Genomic DNA, 20,436 nt, shown 5'->3' on the forward strand with positions numbered 1-20,436 from the left:
CTGTGAACGTAATTATTGTCGGCGCCGGGCCGGCTGGATCGACCGCTGCCTACTACCTTGCCAAGGCAGGCATCAGCGTGACCGTCCTCGAGAAGACCAGCTTCCCGCGCGAGAAGGTCTGCGGGGACGGCCTCACCCCGCGTGCGGTCCGCGAAATCCAGAAGCTCGGCCTGCCACACCCCGAAACTGACGGCTGGCGACGCAATAAGGGCCTGCGGCTCATTGCCGGCGGGCGGACCATCGAACTGCCCTGGCCCGAGGTGTCCGACTTCCCGGAGTATGGCCTGATCCGCACGCGGCTTGGTTTCGACGAGGAACTGGCCCGTCACGCGCAGGCCGCCGGCGCCGAAATCCTTGAACGGCACAGCGTTACTGAAGCCCTGCGCTCTGAAGACGGCCGCGTGACCGGTGTCCGCGCAGCCCTCCTGGACGAGTCCGGACGCAAGACGGGGGAGACGCGCGACTTCAGTGCCGACGTCGTACTCGCCGCAGACGGTAACTCCACCCGCACCGCCGTGTCGCTGGGTATCCAGAAGCGCGACGACCGCCCCCTAGGCGTCGCCGTGCGCACCTACTTCACCTCGCCGCGGCACGATGACGACTGGATGGAGGGCTGGCTGGAACTCCCCGGCCGCGACGGAAAACTGCTCCCCGGCTACGGCTGGGTGTTCGGCGTCGGCGACGGCACCTCCAACGTGGGCCTCGGCATCCTGAACTCGTCCAAGGAATTCGGCAAGCTCGACTACAAGCAGGTCCTGCGCGAATGGACCGCCGCCATGCCCGCCGAGTGGGGCTTCACACCGGAGAACCAGGTGGGCGAGATCCGGGGTGCCGCGCTGCCCATGGGCTTCAACCGCACGCCGCACTACTCTCCCGGCCTCCTGCTCCTCGGCGACGCCGGGGGCATGGTGTCGCCGTTCAACGGCGAGGGCATTTCCTATGCGATGGAATCTGCACGGTTCGCGGCCGAGTTCATCATTGACGCCTCTGCGCGTTCTGTTTGCGCGGGGCCAACGTACGACGCCGACGCACACCTCGCCGGGTACGCGGACTATGTGCGCGGCCAGTGGGGATCGCACTTTACACTGGGCCGGGCGTTTGCCGCGCTGATCGGCAAGCCCGCCGTCATGAAGCTCGCGCTGCGGACAGGCATGCCGATTCCGGTGCTGATGCGCTTTGTGGTGCGGCTGCTCGCCAACCTGACCGATCCGGCGGCCAAGGGCTTTGAGGACCGGGTGATCCGCGTCCTGGAATCGCTGGTTCCGGCCACGTCCAACACCCCTTCGGCTACGAACCAGCGGTATCCGCAACAAAAAGTTAGGGTTAACCAGTGACCAACTCTGCAGACCACAGCTGGACGCATGCCGGACACGGCCTGCCTGACTCCGAACCCAGCCTCAATACCACCGCCATCGCCACAGCGCTTCAGCTGCCGGCCGGCTTTGCGGCGATCGCGGAGGATGCCGAGCTGGGCCCCGCAATCACCACCAACCTGGCCCGGGTGGAGAAGAAACTCCGCGAAGCCATCGCCAACTCCGATCCGCTGGCTGACGCAACGTCGCGCCACCTCGTGGAGGCCGGGGGCAAGCGCGTACGCCCGCTGCTGACCCTGCTGTGCGCCCACCTCGGTGACGCTTCATTGCCCGCCGTGGTGCAGGCTGCTGTGGTGGTGGAACTGACCCACCTGGCCACGCTCTACCACGACGACGTTATGGACTCCGCTCCGTTCCGCCGCGGCGCCCCCACAGCCCACGAAGTCTGGGGCAACTCCGTCGCTGTCCTCACGGGCGACCTCATCTTTGCCCGCGCCTCCATCCTGGTGTCCGAGCTCGGGGGGCGTGCGCTGGGCATCCAGGCCCGGACCTTCGAACGCCTGTGCCTTGGCCAGCTGCACGAAACCGTCGGCCCCCGCCCGGACGAGGACCCGGTGGAGCACTACCTCTCGGTGATCGCGGACAAGACCGGCTCGCTGGTGGCGGCATCCGGCCAGTTCGGTGCCATTTTCTCCGGTGCCGATCCCTCGTACGAGGACGTCCTGGTGGAATACGGTGAAAAGGTGGGCGTGGCCTTCCAGCTCGCCGACGACGTCATTGATGTCACCGGTGTCAAGGTCAAGTCCGGCAAGTCCCCGGGTACCGATCTCCGCGAAGGCGTCCCCACGCTGCCGGTGCTCTTCCTGCGCCGGGATGCCGCGGCCGGTGACCAGTCCGCCGTCGACCTTTTGAAGCTGATTGACGGGGACCTGACGTCCGATTCTGCTTTGGCTGCCGCAGTTGCGGGCCTGCGCGAGCACTCCGTCACTGCCGAATCCTGGGTGATTGCCCGGCGCTGGGCCGACGAAGCCATCGCCGCGCTGGCGCCGTTGCCCGAGGGCGTTGTGAAGGACTCGCTGTCCAACTTCGCGCTGGCCGTGGTGGACCGCGCCAGCTGATTCTGTCTCGTTTAGAAGCGGGGCCCGCCGGGTTCGACCTGGCGGGCTCCGCTTTTTTGCTGCCCACCGTGGCCCGGGCGCTGCCGAGTTAAATGCAATAGCCCCGGTTCTCAGCAACGTTACGAGTCACACGCTGCGTCGAACCGGGGCTATATCTCCGTTCGCATCAGACCCGCCGGAGGCGGTTAGCGGATCCGTGAATAGTCTATGACAGGTCTGTCACAACGCGCAAGCCTGATGTTACTGGGCGTGTCACAAACTTTCCTGCTCCTTCGGGGGATCAGATTGCCGCGCGGGATGCACGGAGCTTCCCCTCTTTGGCTCGGCGGCCTGCTCAGCTCGCTCTCGTGTGGCCAAGATGCGTAACTGTTGGCCCTCTGACGGCTCTGGTAGCCCGGAAACACGGGGATCTTGCCCTGTCGGACCGGCAAAAGTCACGCATTTTGGTTGCAGCCAAACCAGCTAGGTTGTCCACATAGCCGAGGTGTGGGCTCTTCGCCGTGGCCCCTGCGTCCCAGGCTGATGAGGTGGACATCATCGACTTTCTTCAGCGGCACGGTGGGGTGGCTCGTGCCTCGCAGTTGAGACAAGCCGGGCTCGGCCGACCGGCGATTGCCAACACTGTCTCCATGGGCCTGGCACTAAAACTCAGTCGAGGGGTTTACAGCCTTCCCGGTTCGAACCAGCTCGGTGAGGCGCTGGCGAACGGCGGGCTGCTGACCTGTGTGTCCGCCGCGCCGTTCTACCAGTTGTGGACCCTTCACGAAGCAAGAGGACTCCACCTGTGCCGCAACCATCCAGAGCCCGCTCCCAAAATTGTGGAGCACGGGCGCACCAAGCACCCCAAACATGGCTGGCTTCCAGTAGCCGGGCTGGCGGACGTGTTGCTTCACAGCCTTCGTTGCCTGCCCGAGTTGGAATCCTTGGTCATGGTGCAGTCGGCGGTCGGCAGACGCGACATCGAGCTGGACTTCCTCTATGCCAAGGCTCAAGGGAGGCGCAACGGAAAAGCCAGGTCTGTGCTGGACTTGGTCATTCCGCGAGCAGACTCGCTCCTGGAAGTCCTGGCAAACACCCATTTTCAGCGGGCCGGGCTGCGGGTGCGGCGGCACGTCTTCATTCCGGGCGTCGGCGAGGTGGACTTCCTCATCGAGGAATGCCTGGTGGTGGAAACCGACGGCTCAACCCACTTTGCACCCAAGTCAGTCAAGAATGACCAGCGGCGCAACAACCGGAGCATCTTGGGTGGGTATCTCGTGCTGCGGTACTACTACGCCGAGGTGGTCTATGGGCCGGAGGCGATGGTGGCTGAGGTCCTTGCTGTCCTCAAGCTACGGCGAGAGGGTAAATTCCACTGACATTCAGGTGTCTTTGTCGCCGCCTCAGCGGCACGCTGACACAAATGCGTAAGTTATGCGGTTGCCACGAACTCCGAAGCCCGGAAAACCAAGGCTTCCCAGGCAGTGGGTGGCCGTAACTTACGCATTTAGGCCGCGGCGGCCGGACGAATTAGTCCTCTTCGTCGTTGAAGGCCCACTCGAACATGTCGAAGACGAACTCGGAGAAGGTGCCTTCCTCGCTCTTCCACTGCGCGCGGGCGTTGTTTCGGCGGTACACAATGGGGTCCGGGACGCTGAGATCGCCCACGCGGAAGCCCCAGGTGAACTGTTCCTCCTCGTCCTCGAGGAACATCAAGAAGCCTTCGTCATCAACTTCCAGCTCTTCGGGGTCCCAGAAGTAGTGGTACGCCTCCATGAGGTCCTCGCAGCCGCCAACGGCCTGGTAGAACTCGCGCAGGACCAGCGGAACCTGGAACTGGTGTTCGGCGAGGGCCGCGTCCAGCTCGTCCGCGGCCAGGCCGTCCTCTTCCTGCCATTCGTCCTCAAGATACTTCGGAACAAGCGCACGGAACTTCTCGAGGAACATGTCAGTCATGGTCCCAATCCTAGCTAACCGACGGGGCCCGGATTGCCGCCGCCGCCGTCCCCGGAACCAGCCCCGCCGTCCTCCCGCCGGTGCCAGCCGTGGACGGCCAGCGGGGCCTGCCAGGAACGCCGCCACGCCAGGACCCGAAAGCTGAAGACGACCGAGGCAACGGCCACAGCAGTGAGGACGTTGAAGGCGCCCGCCACCCACAGCACGGCGGTTAGCGCCGCCCCCAGAAACGCCGGCAGGGCGTAAATGTCCTTGGGGTTGAAGAGCTCTGGAACTTCGTTGGCTGTGACATCGCGCAGCAGGCCGCCGCCCACCGCGGTCATCACGCCCAACAGCGCCCCGGCCACCGGATTCATGCCAGCATCGAGGGCCTTGACGGTGCCGGTCATGCAGAACAGGGCGAGCCCGCCGGCGTCGAACAGGATCAGCAGGGACGTGAAACGCTCGACGCTGGTGTAGACGGAGTACACGAGGATCGTGGCCAGCACGGGCGGAAACAAATAGGCCGGGTTAATGAACGCTGCGGGCGGGCCGCCGGCCAGGATGAGGTCCCGGATGATTCCGCCGCCCAGGCCCACGAGCGAAGCCAGGAGCAGCGACCCCACGATGTCGATGTTCTTCCGGGCAGCCAGGAGCGAGCCGGACACTGCAAAGAAGAACACGCCAACAAGGTCCAGCCAGACGGGAGCGGTGTCAAAGGCGAATGTCATGGGCGTCCCGGCTGATTCAAAGTGGGCGGACAGGGCGCCTCCAACGTTACGCTAGCCGCTATGAACAAACCCATCATGGTGGCCTGTGCCCACGGGACGTCGAGCCCGCACGGAGCCGCGGAGGTCAACGCCCTGCGCGCCGCAATCGCCGCACTGCGCCCCGGCCTCGAGGTGCTCGAAGCGTACGTGGACGTCCAGCAGCCGGACCTCGTGGACGTGGTGGCCGGCCTGCCCGAAGGTGCCCACGCCGTCGTCGTACCCCTGCTGCTGAGTGTGGGCTACCACGTCAAGGTGGACATCGCGCGGGCGGTCAAGAGCCGGCCGGGAACTCTCGCCGCAGCGCCGCTGGGCCCCGATCCAAGGCTCGCCGCGCTCCTGGACCGGCGACTCCGCGAGGCCGGCGTCACGGACCGGGATTCGATTGTCCTCGCCGCCGCAGGGTCCTCCAACCCCAACGCGGCGGTCAGTGTGGAAGAGCTCGCGGCCCAGCTCCGAAAGCTGCGGCGCAACCGGATTCAGCCCGCCTACGGTGCCTCGGCCAAGCCGTCAGTGCCCGACGCCGTCGCCATGCTGCGCGAGGAAGCAGCAGGGGGTGCCGGGGCGGGGGAGTCCGCGGGGGCTGTTGACCTCCGTGGCCGCGTGGTGATTGCCTCCTACCTGCTCGCGCCGGGTTTCTTCCATGACCAGCTGGCCAAGGCAGGCGCGGACCTCGTGACGGAACCACTGCTGCCGTCGGGAGTACTCGCCGAGATTGCGCTGGAAAGGTTCGACGCCGCCGTCGCACGAGGTCTGTAAGGGCGCCCCGCGCCCCTGGGAAAAGCCGCGCGGCGAATCACAGGAGGCCTGCTTCTTCAAGGCCCTACGGCGATTCGTGACGAAATGTTTCCCTAGGTGACTCAGGGTTTCCCGACCCTTTGTGACGCAATTCGGGGACACCTACAGTCGATGCATGACTGATACAGCTCTAGCCGGAGCGTCCGTGGACCCCGCTGCCGCCAAGCGCCCCGCACGCACCTCCAGCCGCCCCGCTGCAAAGCCGCACGGACAGTGGAAAGTGGACGGCAAAACCCCGCTGAACGCCAACGAAACCTGGAAGCAGGAAGACGACGGCCTCAACGTCCGTGAGCGTATCGAGACCATCTACGCCAGGGACGGCTTCGACGCCATCCCGAGCCAGGACCTCCATGGCCGCTTCCGCTGGTGGGGGCTGTACACCCAGCGCAAGCCCGGGATCGACGGCGGCAAGACGGCAACGCTCGAGCCGCACGAGCTCGAAGACAAGTACTTTATGCTCCGCGTCAGGATCGACGGCGGCGCGCTCACCACCGAGCAGCTGCGCGTCATCGGCCAGATTTCCGTTGACTTCGCGCGGGATTCGGCCGACCTCACCGACCGCCAGAACATCCAGCTGCATTGGATCCGGGTGGAGGACATCCCCGAGATCTGGAACCGGCTCGAAGGTGTTGGCCTGTCCACCACCGAGGCCTGCGGCGACGTTCCCCGTGTCATCCTGGGTTCCCCGGTGGCCGGCATCGCCAAGGACGAGATCATCGACCCCACGCCTCTGATCGCCGAGCTGGGGGAGCGGTTCATCGGCAACCCGCTGCTGTCCAACCTGCCGCGCAAGTACAAGACCGCCATCACCGGCCACCCCAGCCAGGACGTGGTCCACGAGATCAACGACTTCGGCCTGGTGGGCATGGTCCACCCCGAGCTGGGCGTCGGTTATGACCTCTGGGTGGGCGGTGCGCTCTCCACCAATCCGATGCTGGCCAAGCGCCTCGGTGCCTTCGTTCGCCCGGAAGAGGCTGCCGACGTGTGGCTCGGCGTCACCAGCATTTTCCGCGACTACGGCTACCGCCGCATGCGCACCAAGGCCCGCCTGAAGTTCCTGCTGGCCGACTGGGGCCCGGCGAAGTTCCGCCAGATCCTCGAGGACGAATACCTGGGCTACAAGCTGGCCGACGGTCCGGCCGCGCCCAAGCCCACCACGCCTGGCGACCACATCGGCGTGCACGAGCAGAAGGACGGCAAGTTCTTCATCGGCGCCACACCGCTGGCCGGCCGGCTCTCCGGAGCGCAGCTTGTGAAGCTCGCGGACACCCTCGAGGCCGCCGGCTCCTACCGGCTGCGCACCACCCCGCACCAGAAGCTCGTGGTCCTGGATGTTGCGAAGGACCAGGTTGAGCCGCTGGTGGCTGAGCTGGACGCCCTGGGCCTGTCCGCCCGCCCGTCCGTGTTCCGCCGCGGCACCATCGCCTGCACCGGCATCGAATACTGCAAGCTGGCCATCGTGGAAACGAAGGTCACCGCCGCCACCGCCGTGGCCGACCTGGAAGGCCGCCTGGCAGACCTCGCCGCCTCCGGCGAACTGCCGCACGCACTGTCCCTCCACATCAACGGCTGCCCCAACTCCTGCGCCCGCATCCAGACCGCTGACATCGGCCTGAAGGGCATGATGCTGCCAACGCCCGACGGCGATCCCTCCCCGGGTTTCCAGGTCCACCTGGGCGGCGGGCTGGCTTCGTCCGACCGCGAAGAAGCAGGGCTGGGACGCACCGTCCGCGGCCTCAAGGTGTACGTCGAGGACCTGCCGGACTACGTGGAGCGCGTAGTGCGCACCTTCGTTGCCCAGCGCGCCGAAGGCCAGACGTTCGCCGAATGGGCCCATGCAGCAGACGAGGAGGCACTCCAGTGACTACCGCACTCCGCACCCACGACGAACTCAAGGCCCTCGCCGAGTCCGGCGCCGCCGAACTCGGCTGGGACGCCCCCGCCCGCGACGTGATCGCCTGGGTGGAGCGCAACTTCGACCTGCCCGCGGTCGCCGTCGCCTGCTCCATGGCCGACGCCGTCCTCCCGGCGCTGGTCGCGGACCAGATGCCCGGCGTCGACGTCCTGTTCCTGGAAACCGGCTACCACTTCCCGGAAACGTACGCCACGCGCGATGAAGTGGCCGCCAACCTGCGCGTCAACGTAGTGGACGTCCTCCCGGAGAACACCGTGGAACAGCAGGACCGCCTCCTGGGCAAGGACCTCTTCGCCCGCGACGCCGCCCAGTGCTGCGCCCTCCGCAAGGTGGCCCCGCTCCAGCGCACCCTCGCCGGCTACGAACTCTGGTTCACCGGCGTCCGCCGCGACGAGGCCCCCACCCGGACCAACACGCCGCTGGTCACCTGGGATGAAAAGAACTGCCTGGTCAAGGTCAACCCGGTGGCCGCGTGGACGTTCGACCAGCTGGTCCAGTACTCCGACGACAACCTCCTGCCCGTCAACCCGCTGCTTTCCCATGGATATCCCTCCATTGGCTGCCAGCCCTGCACCCGCAAGGTGGCGCCCGGCGATGACCCCCGCGCCGGCCGCTGGGCAGGCTCCGACAAGACAGAATGCGGACTACACGTATGAGCACTTTCCTAACTGAGGAGACCACCCAGGTGACTGAAGCTGCCGTCTCCACGCGCCTCTCCAGCCTGGACGCCCTCGAGTCCGAAGCAATCCACATCATCCGCGAAGTCGTGGCCGAGTTCGAGAAGCCCGCGCTGCTGTTCTCCGGCGGCAAGGACTCCGTGGTGATGCTGCACCTGGCCACCAAGGCGTTCTGGCCTGGCAAGGTCCCGTTCCCCGTCCTCCACGTGGACACGGGCCACAACTTCCCCGAGGTCATCGATTTCCGCGACCGGACGGTGGAGCGGCTGGGGCTGAAGCTCGTCGTCGGGTCCGTTCAGGAGTTCATCGACCGCGGCGAACTGTCCGAGCGCGCCGACGGCACACGCAACCCGCTGCAGACCGTCCCGCTGCTGGACGCCATCCAGCAGAACAAGTTCGACGCCGTCTTCGGTGGCGGCCGCCGCGACGAGGACAAGGCCCGTGCCAAGGAGCGCATCCTGAGCCTGCGCGACGAGTTCGGTCAGTGGGACCCGCGCAACCAGCGCCCCGAGCTGTGGAACCTTTACAACGGCCGCCACACCGTGGGCCAGCACGTGCGGGCGTTCCCCATCAGCAACTGGACCGAGCTGGACATCTGGCGTTACATCGAACGCGAGAACATCGAGCTGCCGGGCCTGTACTACGCCCACGACCGCGAAGTGTTTGCCCGCGACGGCATGTGGCGTGCAGTCGGCGAGGTGTCCCAGCCGCTGCCGCACGAGGAAGTCATCATCAAGACCGTCCGTTACCGCACCGTTGGCGACATGTCCTGCACCGGCGCCGTGGAGTCGGACGCAGCCACCGTGGCCGACGTTGTGATCGAAGTTGCCGCCTCCACCATCACCGAACGTGGCGCCACCCGGGCAGATGACCGCATCTCCGAGGCAGCCATGGAAGACCGCAAGAAGGATGGGTACTTCTAAATGACAAGCGCAATCACCGGACCGGCAGGTTCACTCGCCGAGGCGGCCCTGCCCACCACGCTTTTCCGCTTCGCCACCGCAGGATCGGTCGACGACGGGAAGTCCACTTTGGTGGGCCGCCTCCTGCACGACTCCAAGGCCATCCTCGCCGACCAGCTCGACGCCGTCGCCCGCACCTCCGCGGACCGCGGGTTCGGCGGTGAAAAGGGCGGCATCGACCTGGCCCTCCTGACCGACGGCCTGCGGGCCGAGCGCGAGCAGGGCATCACCATCGACGTCGCCTACCGCTACTTCGCCACGGACCGCCGCAGCTTCATCCTGGCCGACTGCCCCGGGCACGTTCAGTACACCAAAAACACGGTGACCGGCGCGTCCACGGCGGATGCCGTCGTCGTACTCATTGACGCCCGCAAGGGTGTCCTGGAGCAGACCCGCCGGCACCTGTCCGTGCTGCAGCTGCTGCGTGTGGCGCACGTGATTGTGGCCGTGAACAAGATCGACCTGGTGGACTTCAGCGAGTCCGTTTTCCGCGAGATCCAGGCCGACGTGCAGAAGGTTGCGCGGGAACTGGGCATCGGCTCCGCCGAACTGGGCACCGCTGACCACATCGATGACCTGCTGGTGATTCCGGTGTCCGCCCTCGACGGCGACAACGTGGTGGACCGTTCCGAGCGCACCCCCTGGTACGACGGCCCGGCCCTGCTGGAGGTCCTCGAGACCCTGCCGGCCGCCGATGAGATCGACACCCAGCTGGAGAGCTTCCGCTTCCCGGTGCAGCTGGTCATCCGGCCGCAGGGTGCGCTGGCCCCCGACGCCGTGGCCGCCGGCCTGGACGTCGAGGCATTCCGTGACTACCGCGCGTACGCCGGCCAGATCACCGAGGGTTCCGTCAAGGTGGGGGATTCCGTGTCCGTGCTGACACCCGGCCAGGATCCGCGCACGACGACGGTGGTTGGCATCGATTTCGCCGGGGAGTCCCTGCAGGAAGCGTTCGCCCCGCAGTCGGTGGCAATCCGCCTGGCGGACGAGTTCGACGTCGCCCGCGGTGACACCATCGCCGCCGCCGGAACCGTCCGCGAATCCTCCGCCGACCTGTACGCGGCACTGTGCTGGCTATCGCCCAAGCCGCTGCGGGAGGGTGCCAAGGTGCTGGTCAAACACGGCACCCGCACCGTCCAGGCGCTGGTCCGCAGCGTCAGCGGCAAGCTGGACCTGGCCACGTTCAAGCTTGAAGGCGCGTCCAGCCTGGGCCTCAACGACATCGGCCACGCGCAGCTCCGGCTCGCCGCGCCGCTGCCGCTCGAGAACTACCTGCACCACCGCCGGACCGGCGCGTTCCTGGTGATCGACCCGCAGGACGGCAACACGCTGGCAGCCGGCCTGGTCAAGGACCACCCGGGCGACCACGAGGACGAGCGCTACTCCATCTGAGTCCCTGGCTTGAGCCGCGCTCGGCTTGAGCTGCCCTGCCCCGCATGACCGTTGCTGCCCAGCACCGGTTGTGCGGGGCAGGGCCGTCTGTGGGCTTCCCCGGGTACCCTTGCCTCCCGCCTGCCCTCCGGACCATCATCGGGAGTGGGAGGGCAGACCGTTGGAAACCATCACGCCCAAGCTCATCAACTGGGCCTCCATCCTGGACGAGAAGACCCGCGCACAGGCAATCGCCACGTCCACGCTGCCGTTCATCTATCCGCACCTTGCCCTGATGCCGGATGCGCATCTGGGCAAGGGTGCCACCGTGGGCTCGGTCATTCCCACCCTGCACGCCATCATTCCGGCCGCCGTGGGGGTGGACATCGGCTGCGGCATGATCGCCGTGCGGACCCAGTACATGGTGAACGACCTTCCCAAGGACCGGAAACGGCTGCGCGAGGACATTGAACGCGTCATCCCGGTGTCCGCCGGCCACAACAACCGGACAGTCAAGGCGGCCGCCGAGCCGCGGATCGCCGAGCTCAGGAAGCTGGCCGCCAAAGCAGGCTTCAACCCGGTCCAGTACGTCGAAATGTGGGAGCTGCAGCTGGGCTCCCTGGGCTCGGGCAATCATTTCATCGAGGTCTCCGCCGACGAATCCGACGCCGTCTGGCTGTTCCTGCACTCAGGCTCCCGCGGCGTCGGCAACAAGATCGCACAGCACCACATCGGCGTCGCCCGGCAGCTAAACCGGAAGCGCGGCACCAGGCTGCCGGACCCGGACCTCGCCTACTTGGAGGAAGGCACTTCCGAATTTGACCGGTACATCAAGGAGCTGCGGTGGGCCCAACACTTCGCGCTGCTGAACCGCGAGGAAATGATGGACCGCGTCATCACCCAGTTCAGCCACTGGGTGGGCGGCCCCGTCACCGAACGCGAACGGATCAACTGCCACCACAACTTCACCCGCCAGGAAACCCATTACGGGAAGTCCGTTTGGGTGTCGCGCAAGGGGGCCATCAAGGCCGAGCACGGCGATCCCGGACTGATTCCCGGATCCATGGGGACGGCGTCGTATGTGGTGGAAGGTCTCGGGAATCCGGTGGCGCTGAACTCGTCCCCGCACGGCGCCGGCCGCGAGTACTCCAGGACGGCCGCGCGCAAGACCTTTACGCTGGCGGAGCTGAAAACGGCCATGCAGGGAATCGAGTTCCGGGCCACGGAGGCGTTCATCGACGAGATTCCGGCTGCGTACAAACCCATCGACCAGGTCATGCACGATGCAGCGGACCTGGTCAAGGTGCGTCACAAACTGCGTCAGCTGATCAACGTCAAGGGCGACTGAACCGGCCGCTTTCCGGATCCAACACCACTCGAATGTGACGCTGCGTGAACGCGCGTGACCCCCCGTTTCTGCTTCATTGAATGGGTTTATGTCACTCCCTATGGTGAAACAATGACAAGTTCCAAGCCCGGGATGACCCGCATCGTGGCAGGCGAAAGCGCTGTACCCCAGCGCAGGCGTGCCATCGAAGCTGCCCTGGCCATCGGACTCGTTTTGCTGATCGCCTTGGGCGCCGTGGTGGCGTCCAACATCTCCCGGGACGCGTCCGCACAGGCCGCGGCGCCGGCGCCCACACCCGCTGAAGAGCTGAAGCTGGGCTACTTCGGAAACCTGACCCACGCTCCTGCCTTGGTGGGTGTCAAGCAGGGGATCCTTGCCCGCAACCTGGGTAACACGAAGCTCAGCACCGAAACGTTCAACGCCGGGCCTGCCGCGATTGAGGCGCTGAACGCCGGCGCCATCGACGCCGCGTACATCGGCCCGAACCCGGCCATCAACTCGTTCGTCAAGAGCCGCGGGGAGTCCGTCAGCATCATCGCCGGGGCCGCCGCGGGTGGTGCGCAGCTGGTGGTCAAGCCCGAAATCACCTCGGCCGCGGACCTGAAGGGCAAGACCCTCGCGTCCCCGCAATTGGGCGGCACCCAGGATGTGGCCCTGCGCGCGTGGCTGTCGTCGCAGGGTTACAAAACAAATGTGGATGGCAGCGGCGACGTCGCCATCAACCCCACGGATAACGCCCAGACGCTGAAGCTGTTCCAGGATGGAAAGCTCGACGGCGCGTGGCTGCCTGAGCCGTGGGCGTCCCGGCTGGTGCTCCAGGCCGGAGCGAAGGTCCTGGTGGATGAGAAGGATCTGTGGGACGGTTCCCTGTCCGGCAAAGCCGGCGAGTTCCCCACCACCATCCTGATCGTTAACAAGAAGTTCGCCGCCGCTCACCCGGACACCGTGAAGGCGTTGCTCCGCGGCCACGCCGAGTCCGTGGCCTGGCTGAACTCCGCTTCCGCCGCTGAGAAAGCGGACGTCATCAACTCCGCCCTGCAGGAATCAGCCGGGGCTGCGCTACCAGCCGACGTCCTGGCACGCTCCCTGCAGAACGTCATTTTCACCGTGGATCCACTCGCCGCAACGTACGCCAAACTGCTCAAGGACGGGGTGGACGCAGGCACCACCAAGCAGGCCGACATTACCGGGCTGTTCGACCTCCGCGCCCTGAACGAAGTCATCGGGACTGGCGGCCGGCGGATCTTCGCCGCTGACCTCGGCCAGGACTGACCTTAGCCAGGACTGACCGCGGCGCCACCGCACCACCACCTACGTAAGGACGGGACCATGCCAGTCGTACTGGAACAGCTGGGCAAACGCTTCGGCGACGGCGCCCCGGTGCTGGAGGATGTCAACGCCACCATCGCCTCGGGCGAGTTCGTCGCCCTCCTCGGTGCGTCCGGCTGCGGCAAATCCACCCTCCTGAACATCATGGCGGGACTGGAGGCCCCGACGTCGGGCGCCCTGGAAGTACCCAGCGACGGCGCAGCATTTATGTTCCAGGACGCAGCCCTGTTCCCCTGGCTGACCGCGCGGGAGAACATCGAGCTTGCCCTCAAGCTGCGTGGCGTGGGAAAGGCCGAACGCCGGATCAAAGCCGACGAACTGCTGGACCTGGTGCACCTCGGCGAAGCCGGGGACAAACGCCCGCACGAACTCTCCGGCGGCATGCGCCAGCGCGTGGCACTGGCCCGGGCGCTGTCGCAGGACCGGCAGCTCCTGCTGATGGACGAGCCCTTCGCCGCACTGGACGCCATCACCCGCGACCTCCTTCACGACGAGCTGGAACGCATCTGGAAGGAAACCGGGCGCACCATCGTTTTTGTCACGCACAACGTCCGCGAGGCCGTACGGCTGGGGCAGCGCGTGCTGCTGCTGTCGTCCCGCCCCGGCCGGGTGGTCCAGGAATGGGCCGTCACCGAGGAACACCGAACCGACGCCGGCCTCGCCGGACAGCTGACCGGGGTCATCACCGCCCGGCTGCGGGAGGAGATTCGCCGCCATGCCAAGTAAATTCACCCCGCTCGCCGAGGCCCCGGTTTCAACAGGCTCCATCGCCGAACCGGAAACCCACAAGGTACACGCCGCACTCACCCGGACCTCTACCGGGCACGAGGACCTGCGCGAACTTGAGGCGGGGCTCGACTCCCTCCAATCCGACACCTCGCGCAAGCACCGGATCGACTGGAGCCGGGTGCTCCTGCCCATCGCCGCCCTGGTAGTCCTGGTCCTGGTCTGGCAGTTCTATGTTTCGCTCGGCTTCAAACGCCGGGACCTGGTCCCTGGTCCGCTCGACGTGCTGGGCCAGGTTGGCGTGCTCTGGGGCGAGGGCAAACTGCAGGAAGCCGTCTGGACGTCTCTTCAGCGCGGGATCGTGGGCTTCCTGATTTCGGTCGCAATTGCCACCCCGGTGGGGCTCCTGCTTGCCCAGGTTGCCCCATTGCGGCGTGCCTTCGGACCCCTGATCTCCGGCCTTCAGGTGCTGCCGTCCGTGGCCTGGGTGCCGGCAGCCATCATCTGGTTCGGCCTCACCGACGCCACCGTGTACTTCGTGATTTTTATGGGCGCCATTCCGTCCATCATCAACGGGCTGATCTCCGGCGTGGACCAAATCCCGCCGCAGTACCGCCGCGTGGGCACGGTCCTGGGCGCGAACCGGCTCCAGATGGCCATCCAGATCATCCTGCCGGCGGCCCTGCCCGGCTACCTCAGCGGCCTCAAACAGGGCTGGGCATTCTCGTGGCGGTCGCTCATGGCGGCGGAAATTATCGCCGTGGGCGGCACCATCGGCTTCGGCCTGGGCTCGCTGCTGGACCAGGGCCGCGTCCTTTCCGATATGACCATCGTGATGGCAGCCATCCTGCTGATCCTGGGTGTCGGCATCCTGATCGAGCTGCTGGTGTTCGCACCGATCGAGAAGCGCCTCCTCCGCAGCCGCGGCCTCCTTGCCGGCAGCACCCGCTAAGCTTCCCGGCACCCCTCCACTCCAACGCGGGGTCACTTCCTGACCAATAATCACGGTTTATTGGGCCGGATCTGACCCCGCGTTTGTTGCTCTCTGGCAGACTGGCGCCATGACCGTCAGCTTTGTGTGCCGCACCGAATCCGCGCTGTCGCGGGAGCGCCTGTTCGATCTCGCCCGCAGCATTGATGCGCACATGGATTCCCAAAAGGCCGCCGGGGAAGGGGCGGTAGGCGGCGTCACGTCGGGCCTGATTGGTGAAGGCGAACAGGTGACCTGGCAGGCACGGCACTTCGGCGTCCCTTTGAGGATGACCAGCAGGATCACCGCTTTGGACTTCCCAGCCAGCTTTGTCGATCAGCAGGTGCGCGGCCCGTTCACGTCGTTCCGCCACGTCCACGAATTCGAAGCAACACCCACTGGCAGCATCATGACGGACCGTGTGGAGTTCACTGCGCCATTCGGTCCTGCAGGCCGCCTCGTTGAAAAGCTGATCCTCCGCCGGTACCTGGAACGTCTCATCCGGGACCGCGGCAGGTATTTGGCCGGTTCCGGGGCTTAGGGCTCCGGGAACGGCGGCGGACCTACGATCTCGATGCCTCCGTTCAGGCGGCCGGATTCCCGGATCCTGGCGAAATCCACCTGTCGATCGTCCCCGATGTCAAGACCCTCAGGGGCGGCGCCGAGCGGCTCGCTGGCGCCATCGTAGAAAGCCTGGGCTACTCCGGGCGTCTGCAGGCACAGGATTCGGGTCCCCTCCTGCAAAACTTTGAAGGCGTGCGGGACCCCGCGTGGGGCTATGGCCACGCCGCCTGCTGCGAGCCGATGCTCCGTCCCGGCCATGTTGAAAAGGATCTCCCCGGACAGGACGTATAGCGTTTCATCGGACTCCGGATGGGTGTGCAGGGGCGTGACCTTATTAAGGGACATCTGGTCTTCGAACAGAAGGAATGCGCCTGCAGTGTCGTGCTCGGTGGCCTTCCACGTATGCACCCCTCCGCCGAAGAACCAGCGCCTGGTTCCTTCGCCAGGCTGGCGCACTATTGCTGATGCTGCGTTCTTAGTCTCCATGGTGTTCGCCTCGATGGTCTTCGAAGGACTTATAGGACTCATGTCCCATAACAAGACTGGAGTATCATGAGATGCGTGTCAAGACCTTATATGGACGTCGGAAGAACGGGACAGAAACGCCGCACATGGGATGCGCTGGTGGCGGCGGCGCGGCAACTTGTCGGGGATGGTGCCACGCCGACCGTGGACGAAGCTGCGCTTGCGGCGGGGGTAGCCAGGAGTACGGCCTACCGCTACTTTCCCAGCCAAAGGGAGTTACTGGCGGCCGCCCATCCTGAGACCGCACGGACGTCCATGCTGCCCGACAATCCGCCGGAAGGTGTGGCCGAGCGGCTGGATGCCGTGGTGGTTGAATTCACCAGCATGATCATCGAAACGGAGGCCCAACAACGGACCATGTTGCGGCTTTCCCTGCAACCGGCCGACGAACCCCGAAGCCTGCCTTTACGCCAAGGGCGGGCCATCGGCTGGATCACCGAGGCCCTCGCTCCGCTTCGGGAAGAGCTGACTGATGACGAGATCCATCAGCTCGTACTCGCCATCCGCAGCGCCGTAGGCATCGAGTCATTGGTCTGGCTTACCGACATCGGGGGACTGACCAGGGAAGGCGCCGTCGCGTCAATGCGGTGGTCGGCCAAGGCGCTGCTTAATCAGGCACTCTCGCACGGGATGCCGGACTCCACCCACTAGCTGCGCCGCCCCCAAGAGCCAGCCCGGCAATGTGACGCAGGATTACCCCGCGTTACCGGGTGTTTCCGAACCATTGTTGGCCCGTATGACGCGGCCCTACCGTTGATTCATGGCAATTCAGGATATTTACCCCACCGCGCTGCGGCTGCTCGGCCGCCCGGTGCTGGTGGTGGGTGGCGGCCGCGTGGCTGCCCGCCGCGCCAAGGGACTGCTCGACGCCGGTGCACAGGTCACCGTTGTGGCTCCCGTTGCCTGCCCCGCGCTCCGCGAACTCGCCGACGCCGGCCTCCTCACCTGGGAGCAGCGCACCTACCTTTCATCCGACGTCGACGGCGTCTGGTTCGTCCAGACGGCCACCGGCGACTCCGCCGTGGACACCCAGGTTTCCGCGGACGCCGAAGCGCAGCGGACCTGGTGTGTCAATGCCTCGGACCACGAAGCCTCAGCAGCCTGGACTCCCGCCGTCGCCATCGTTGATGACGTGCAGATCGCCGTGAACGCCGGGGGAGACCCCCGCCGCGCCATGGCCCTGCGCGACGCMGTYGCCACCGCRCTGGAAACAGGMGACCTCCCGCTGCGCCGCCGCCGGGCCCACCGCGGCTCCGTTGCCCTGGTGGGCGGCGGACCCGGCGACACCGGCCTCATCACCGTCCGCGGCCGCCGGCTCCTCGGCCAAGCCGACGTTGTGGTGGCGGACCGTCTTGGCCCGCGCGAACTGCTCAACGAACTGGCCCCGGACGTCCGTGTCATCGAGGTGGGCAAGACACCCGGCCACCATCCCGTGCCCCAGACCGAGATCAACCGCATCCTCGTATCCGAAGCGCAGCAGGGCCACCGCGTGGTCAGGCTCAAGGGCGGGGACCCGTACGTCCTGGGCCGCGGCGGGGAGGAAGCCGAATACTGCCGGCAGCACGCCGTCGAGGTGGAAGTGGTCTCCGGTGTCACCTCCGCGATCTCCGTTCCCGCCGCAGCCGGCATCCCCGTGACCCACCGCGGCCTGGCCAAGGGCTTCAGCGTGGTGACCGGTCACGAGGAACTCTCCGAGGTCCCGGCCCGTGCTGACCACACTGTGGTGTTACTCATGGGAGTGGGCCAGCTGCGCGAATCGGCGTCCGCTCTCGGCAAAGCCGGCCTGCCTTTGGACACACCAGTAGGTATTGTGGAAAACGGCTATTTGCCGAATCAGCGCGTGACCATTGGCACGCTCGGTTCCATCGCCGACCAGGCAGAAGCCACCGGCGTCGCAAATCCTGCCGTGATTGTGATCGGCGACGTTGTCCGCGTCAGCCCGTTCGCGCCGTCGCACTTCAAGACAGCGGACTACAGCACCACCACCCCGAATCAGCCCCGCACGAACCAAAGCACCACCCGCGTCCTCACCACCTAGCCCCCACCCAACTAGGTAGCAGCAGATGTCGTTTTGAGCCCTCATAACGACATCTACTGCTACCTAGTTGGGCCGGAACGAACAAAAGGAACACAGCCGTGACCTCCAGCCCCACCGCCACTGCAGGACTCAAAGTAGGATCTGCCGAGCGTCCGCTGCGCGTTGCCGTCGTGGGCTCCGGCCCGGCCGGCGTCTACGCCGCAGACATCCTCACCAAGAGCGAAGCTGTCAAGAGCGGCGGCTTGAACGTGAGCATCGACCTCTTTGACCGCTACCCGGCACCCTACGGCCTGATCCGCTACGGCGTGGCACCGGACCACCCCCGCATCAAGGGCATCGTCAACGCCCTCCACAAGGTGCTGGACCGTGGCGACATCCGCTTCTTTGGCAACGTGGACTACGGCACCGACCTCTCGATCGAGGACCTCCGCACCCACTACGACGCCGTTATCTTCGCCACCGGCGCCATCAAGGACGCGGACCTGAACATCCCGGGGATCGAGCTGGACGGCTCCTACGGCGGTGCGGATTTTGTGTCCTGGTACGACGGCCACCCCGACGTTTCGCGCGAATGGCCGCTGGACGCGAAGGAAATCGCCGTGATCGGCAACGGCAACGTGGCGCTGGACGTGGCCCGTGTGCTGTCCAAGCATGCCGACGACCTGCTGGTCTCCGAGATCCCGGACAACGTCTACGCCGGCCTGAAGAACTCGCCCGTCACTGACGTGCACGTGTTCGGCCGCCGCGGCCCCGCACAGGTGAAGTTCACCCCGCTGGAACTGCGCGAGCTGTCCCACTCCAAGGACGTGGACATCATCCTGTACGCCGAGGACTTCGAGTTTGATGAGGAATCGGATCGCCAGATCCAGAGCAACAACCAGACCAAGACCATGGTGGGTACCCTCACCAACTGGATCGCCGAGCAGCCCGAGGACCTCTCCGAGCTCACGGCTTCCCGCCGCCTGCACCTGCACTTCCTGCACAGCCCGGTGGAGATTTACGACGACGCCGGGACGCCCGGCAAGGTCGCCGGCATGAAGTTCGAGCGCACCGAACTGGACGGCACCGGCAATGCCCGCGGCACCGGCGAGTTCGTTGACTACCCCGTCCAGGCTGTCTACCGCGCCATTGGCTACTTCGGTTCGGCGCTGCCGGAGATCGAGTTCGACCACAAGAAGGGCGTTGTCCCGAACGACGGCGGACGCGTCCTGGATGCCTCCGGCACCCATGTGCCGGGCATCTACGCCACCGGCTGGATCAAGCGCGGACCCGTCGGCCTCATCGGCCACACCAAGGGTGACGCCCTCGAAACCGTGACGTACCTGTTGGAGGACCGCGAAAACCTGCCCGTAGCGCAGGCGCCCGAGGCGGAGGCCGTCGTCGAACTTCTCGACTCCCGCGGCGTGAAGTTCACCAGCTGGGAAGGCTGGCTGGCGCTGGACGCCCACGAACTCGCCCTGGGTGCGGCGGCCACTGAGGCGGGCGGATCCCACGGGGTGGAGGTCAAGCGTGAGCGCATCAAGGTGGTGCCCCGCGAGGACATGGTTGCCATCTCCCGCGACGGTGTCACCGCCACGGTGTAACACGCACTACAAGCAACGAGGGGTCACCTAACGCCCGATTTCACCTCGGAATTGAGCGTGAAGTGACCCCGCGTTGCCTGCAATCCGGAATACGCCTAGCTGGCTATAGGTCGTGTCAAGGCCGCGTCCGGGCACAGCGGTGCGGCGTCTGGGGGCGGGCCGGCGGCGCTCGGAGGGGTTTGGCGGCTGGCGGTTTTTTGGTTGGACCGGCGTGGTTCCGGGTCCGCGCCCACGCTGACTTATCCGACCTCGGGGCAATTCTCCGGGTCATCTGGCGTCGTTCGGGCTGCGGCCGGGGGCGAAGGGCCGGGCGCCAAGCTAGGCGCGGCGTAACGCGTGAGCGTCCGCCATAGCTGCGGCGGCGTCTGGTCCGGCCCTTCGTCGGTTCCAGCGTCTCACCGCCGGCCGGGGTTGTGAAGTGGTTTTAGGTTGGTGCACCTCCTTGAATCCCGGAACTGGCGGGGGCTTTCCGGCTGGCCGAATGGTGTGCCGCCGGCTTGTCGCTGTCAACGTCGTTC

The 20,436-nt window shown here is 66.1% G+C and carries 19 protein-coding genes; 16 read left to right on the forward strand and 3 right to left on the reverse strand.

Going from position 1 to position 20,436, the window contains the following annotated elements:
* Window positions 1–2: 2 nt before the first annotated feature.
* The 3 genes from AC1DIM_RS12010 to AC1DIM_RS12020 all read left to right on the forward strand — a co-directional run bounded on the left by AC1DIM_RS12010 (window position 3) and on the right by AC1DIM_RS12020 (window position 3,789).
* Window positions 3–1,334, forward strand: a complete 1,332-nt coding sequence (locus tag AC1DIM_RS12010) for a geranylgeranyl reductase family protein (protein WP_477710711.1) — start codon at window positions 3–5, stop codon at window positions 1,332–1,334.
* The gene (locus AC1DIM_RS12015; RefSeq protein ID WP_477710712.1) at window positions 1,331–2,431 is read left to right on the forward strand and encodes a polyprenyl synthetase family protein; all 1,101 of its coding nucleotides are present in this window, start codon (window positions 1,331–1,333) and stop codon (window positions 2,429–2,431) included. Before AC1DIM_RS12010 ends, AC1DIM_RS12015 begins: the two co-directional genes overlap by 4 nt.
* A gap of 563 nt (window positions 2,432–2,994) precedes the next feature.
* Window positions 2,995–3,789 carry an endonuclease domain-containing protein gene (locus AC1DIM_RS12020; RefSeq protein WP_477710731.1) on the forward strand — a complete coding sequence of 265 codons (795 nt, stop codon included), beginning with the start codon at window positions 2,995–2,997 and terminating at the stop codon, window positions 3,787–3,789.
* 151 nt (window positions 3,790–3,940) lie between these two features.
* On the opposite strand, the gene AC1DIM_RS12025 is transcribed toward AC1DIM_RS12020, so the two are convergent.
* A complete protein-coding gene (locus AC1DIM_RS12025) occupies window positions 3,941–4,366 on the reverse strand; it encodes a hypothetical protein (protein WP_477710713.1) in 426 nt (141 codons plus the stop codon).
* A gap of 14 nt (window positions 4,367–4,380) precedes the next feature.
* Window positions 4,381–5,076 (reverse strand): trimeric intracellular cation channel family protein, encoded by a 696-nt coding sequence (locus AC1DIM_RS12030; protein ID WP_477710714.1) that lies wholly within the window; start codon window positions 5,074–5,076, stop codon window positions 4,381–4,383.
* Window positions 5,077–5,136: 60 nt separating this feature from the next.
* On the opposite strand from AC1DIM_RS12030, the gene AC1DIM_RS12035 reads away from it, so the two are divergent.
* The 10 genes from AC1DIM_RS12035 to AC1DIM_RS12080 all read left to right on the forward strand — a co-directional run bounded on the left by AC1DIM_RS12035 (window position 5,137) and on the right by AC1DIM_RS12080 (window position 15,749).
* Window positions 5,137–5,871 carry a sirohydrochlorin chelatase gene (locus AC1DIM_RS12035; RefSeq protein WP_477710715.1) on the forward strand — a complete coding sequence of 245 codons (735 nt, stop codon included), beginning with the start codon at window positions 5,137–5,139 and terminating at the stop codon, window positions 5,869–5,871.
* A 154-nt stretch (window positions 5,872–6,025) separates the two neighbouring features.
* Window positions 6,026–7,774, forward strand: a complete 1,749-nt coding sequence (locus AC1DIM_RS12040; protein WP_477710716.1) for a nitrite/sulfite reductase — start codon at window positions 6,026–6,028, stop codon at window positions 7,772–7,774.
* Window positions 7,738–8,481, forward strand: a complete 744-nt coding sequence (locus AC1DIM_RS12045) for a phosphoadenylyl-sulfate reductase (RefSeq protein WP_477710717.1) — start codon at window positions 7,738–7,740, stop codon at window positions 8,479–8,481. Before AC1DIM_RS12040 ends, AC1DIM_RS12045 begins: the two co-directional genes overlap by 37 nt.
* Window positions 8,478–9,425: a sulfate adenylyltransferase subunit CysD gene (gene cysD, locus AC1DIM_RS12050; RefSeq protein ID WP_477710718.1), complete on the forward strand. Its 948-nt coding sequence runs from the start codon at window positions 8,478–8,480 to the stop codon at window positions 9,423–9,425. The genes AC1DIM_RS12045 and cysD overlap by 4 nt, the downstream gene beginning before the upstream one ends.
* A complete protein-coding gene (locus AC1DIM_RS12055; RefSeq protein WP_477710719.1) occupies window positions 9,426–10,856 on the forward strand; it encodes a sulfate adenylyltransferase subunit 1 in 1,431 nt (476 codons plus the stop codon).
* A gap of 160 nt (window positions 10,857–11,016) precedes the next feature.
* Window positions 11,017–12,183, forward strand: coding sequence for an RtcB family protein (locus AC1DIM_RS12060; protein WP_477710720.1), 1,167 nt, complete (start codon window positions 11,017–11,019; stop codon window positions 12,181–12,183).
* Window positions 12,184–12,315: 132 nt separating this feature from the next.
* Window positions 12,316–13,455 carry an ABC transporter substrate-binding protein gene (locus AC1DIM_RS12065; protein ID WP_477710732.1) on the forward strand — a complete coding sequence of 380 codons (1,140 nt, stop codon included), beginning with the start codon at window positions 12,316–12,318 and terminating at the stop codon, window positions 13,453–13,455.
* A 57-nt stretch (window positions 13,456–13,512) separates the two neighbouring features.
* Window positions 13,513–14,238, forward strand: a complete 726-nt coding sequence (locus tag AC1DIM_RS12070; protein WP_477710721.1) for an ABC transporter ATP-binding protein — start codon at window positions 13,513–13,515, stop codon at window positions 14,236–14,238.
* The gene (locus tag AC1DIM_RS12075; RefSeq protein ID WP_477710722.1) at window positions 14,228–15,190 is read left to right on the forward strand and encodes an ABC transporter permease; all 963 of its coding nucleotides are present in this window, start codon (window positions 14,228–14,230) and stop codon (window positions 15,188–15,190) included. Before AC1DIM_RS12070 ends, AC1DIM_RS12075 begins: the two co-directional genes overlap by 11 nt.
* Window positions 15,191–15,299: 109 nt before the next feature.
* Window positions 15,300–15,749: an SRPBCC family protein gene (locus AC1DIM_RS12080; protein ID WP_477710723.1), complete on the forward strand. Its 450-nt coding sequence runs from the start codon at window positions 15,300–15,302 to the stop codon at window positions 15,747–15,749.
* On the opposite strand, the gene AC1DIM_RS12085 is transcribed toward AC1DIM_RS12080, so the two are convergent.
* On the reverse strand, window positions 15,746–16,258 hold the full coding sequence (locus AC1DIM_RS12085; protein WP_477710724.1) for a cupin domain-containing protein: 513 nt from the start codon (window positions 16,256–16,258) through the stop codon (window positions 15,746–15,748). The genes AC1DIM_RS12080 and AC1DIM_RS12085 overlap by 4 nt on opposite strands.
* A 66-nt stretch (window positions 16,259–16,324) precedes the next feature.
* Between AC1DIM_RS12085 and AC1DIM_RS12090 the strand changes: the two genes are divergently transcribed.
* The 3 genes from AC1DIM_RS12090 (at window position 16,325) to AC1DIM_RS12100 (ending at window position 19,918) form a co-directional block, all read left to right on the forward strand.
* Entirely contained in the window at window positions 16,325–16,948 is a 624-nt protein-coding gene (locus AC1DIM_RS12090; RefSeq protein ID WP_477710725.1) for a TetR/AcrR family transcriptional regulator, read from the forward strand.
* Between the two features lie 109 nt (window positions 16,949–17,057).
* The gene (gene cobA / locus AC1DIM_RS12095) at window positions 17,058–18,335 is read left to right on the forward strand and encodes a uroporphyrinogen-III C-methyltransferase (RefSeq protein ID WP_477710726.1); all 1,278 of its coding nucleotides are present in this window, start codon (window positions 17,058–17,060) and stop codon (window positions 18,333–18,335) included.
* Between the two features lie 98 nt (window positions 18,336–18,433).
* Window positions 18,434–19,918, forward strand: coding sequence for an FAD-dependent oxidoreductase (locus AC1DIM_RS12100; protein WP_477710727.1), 1,485 nt, complete (start codon window positions 18,434–18,436; stop codon window positions 19,916–19,918).
* The last annotated feature ends 518 nt before the right edge of the window (window positions 19,919–20,436 follow it).

Source organism: Pseudarthrobacter sp. 01T43 (genome assembly GCF_056398665.1).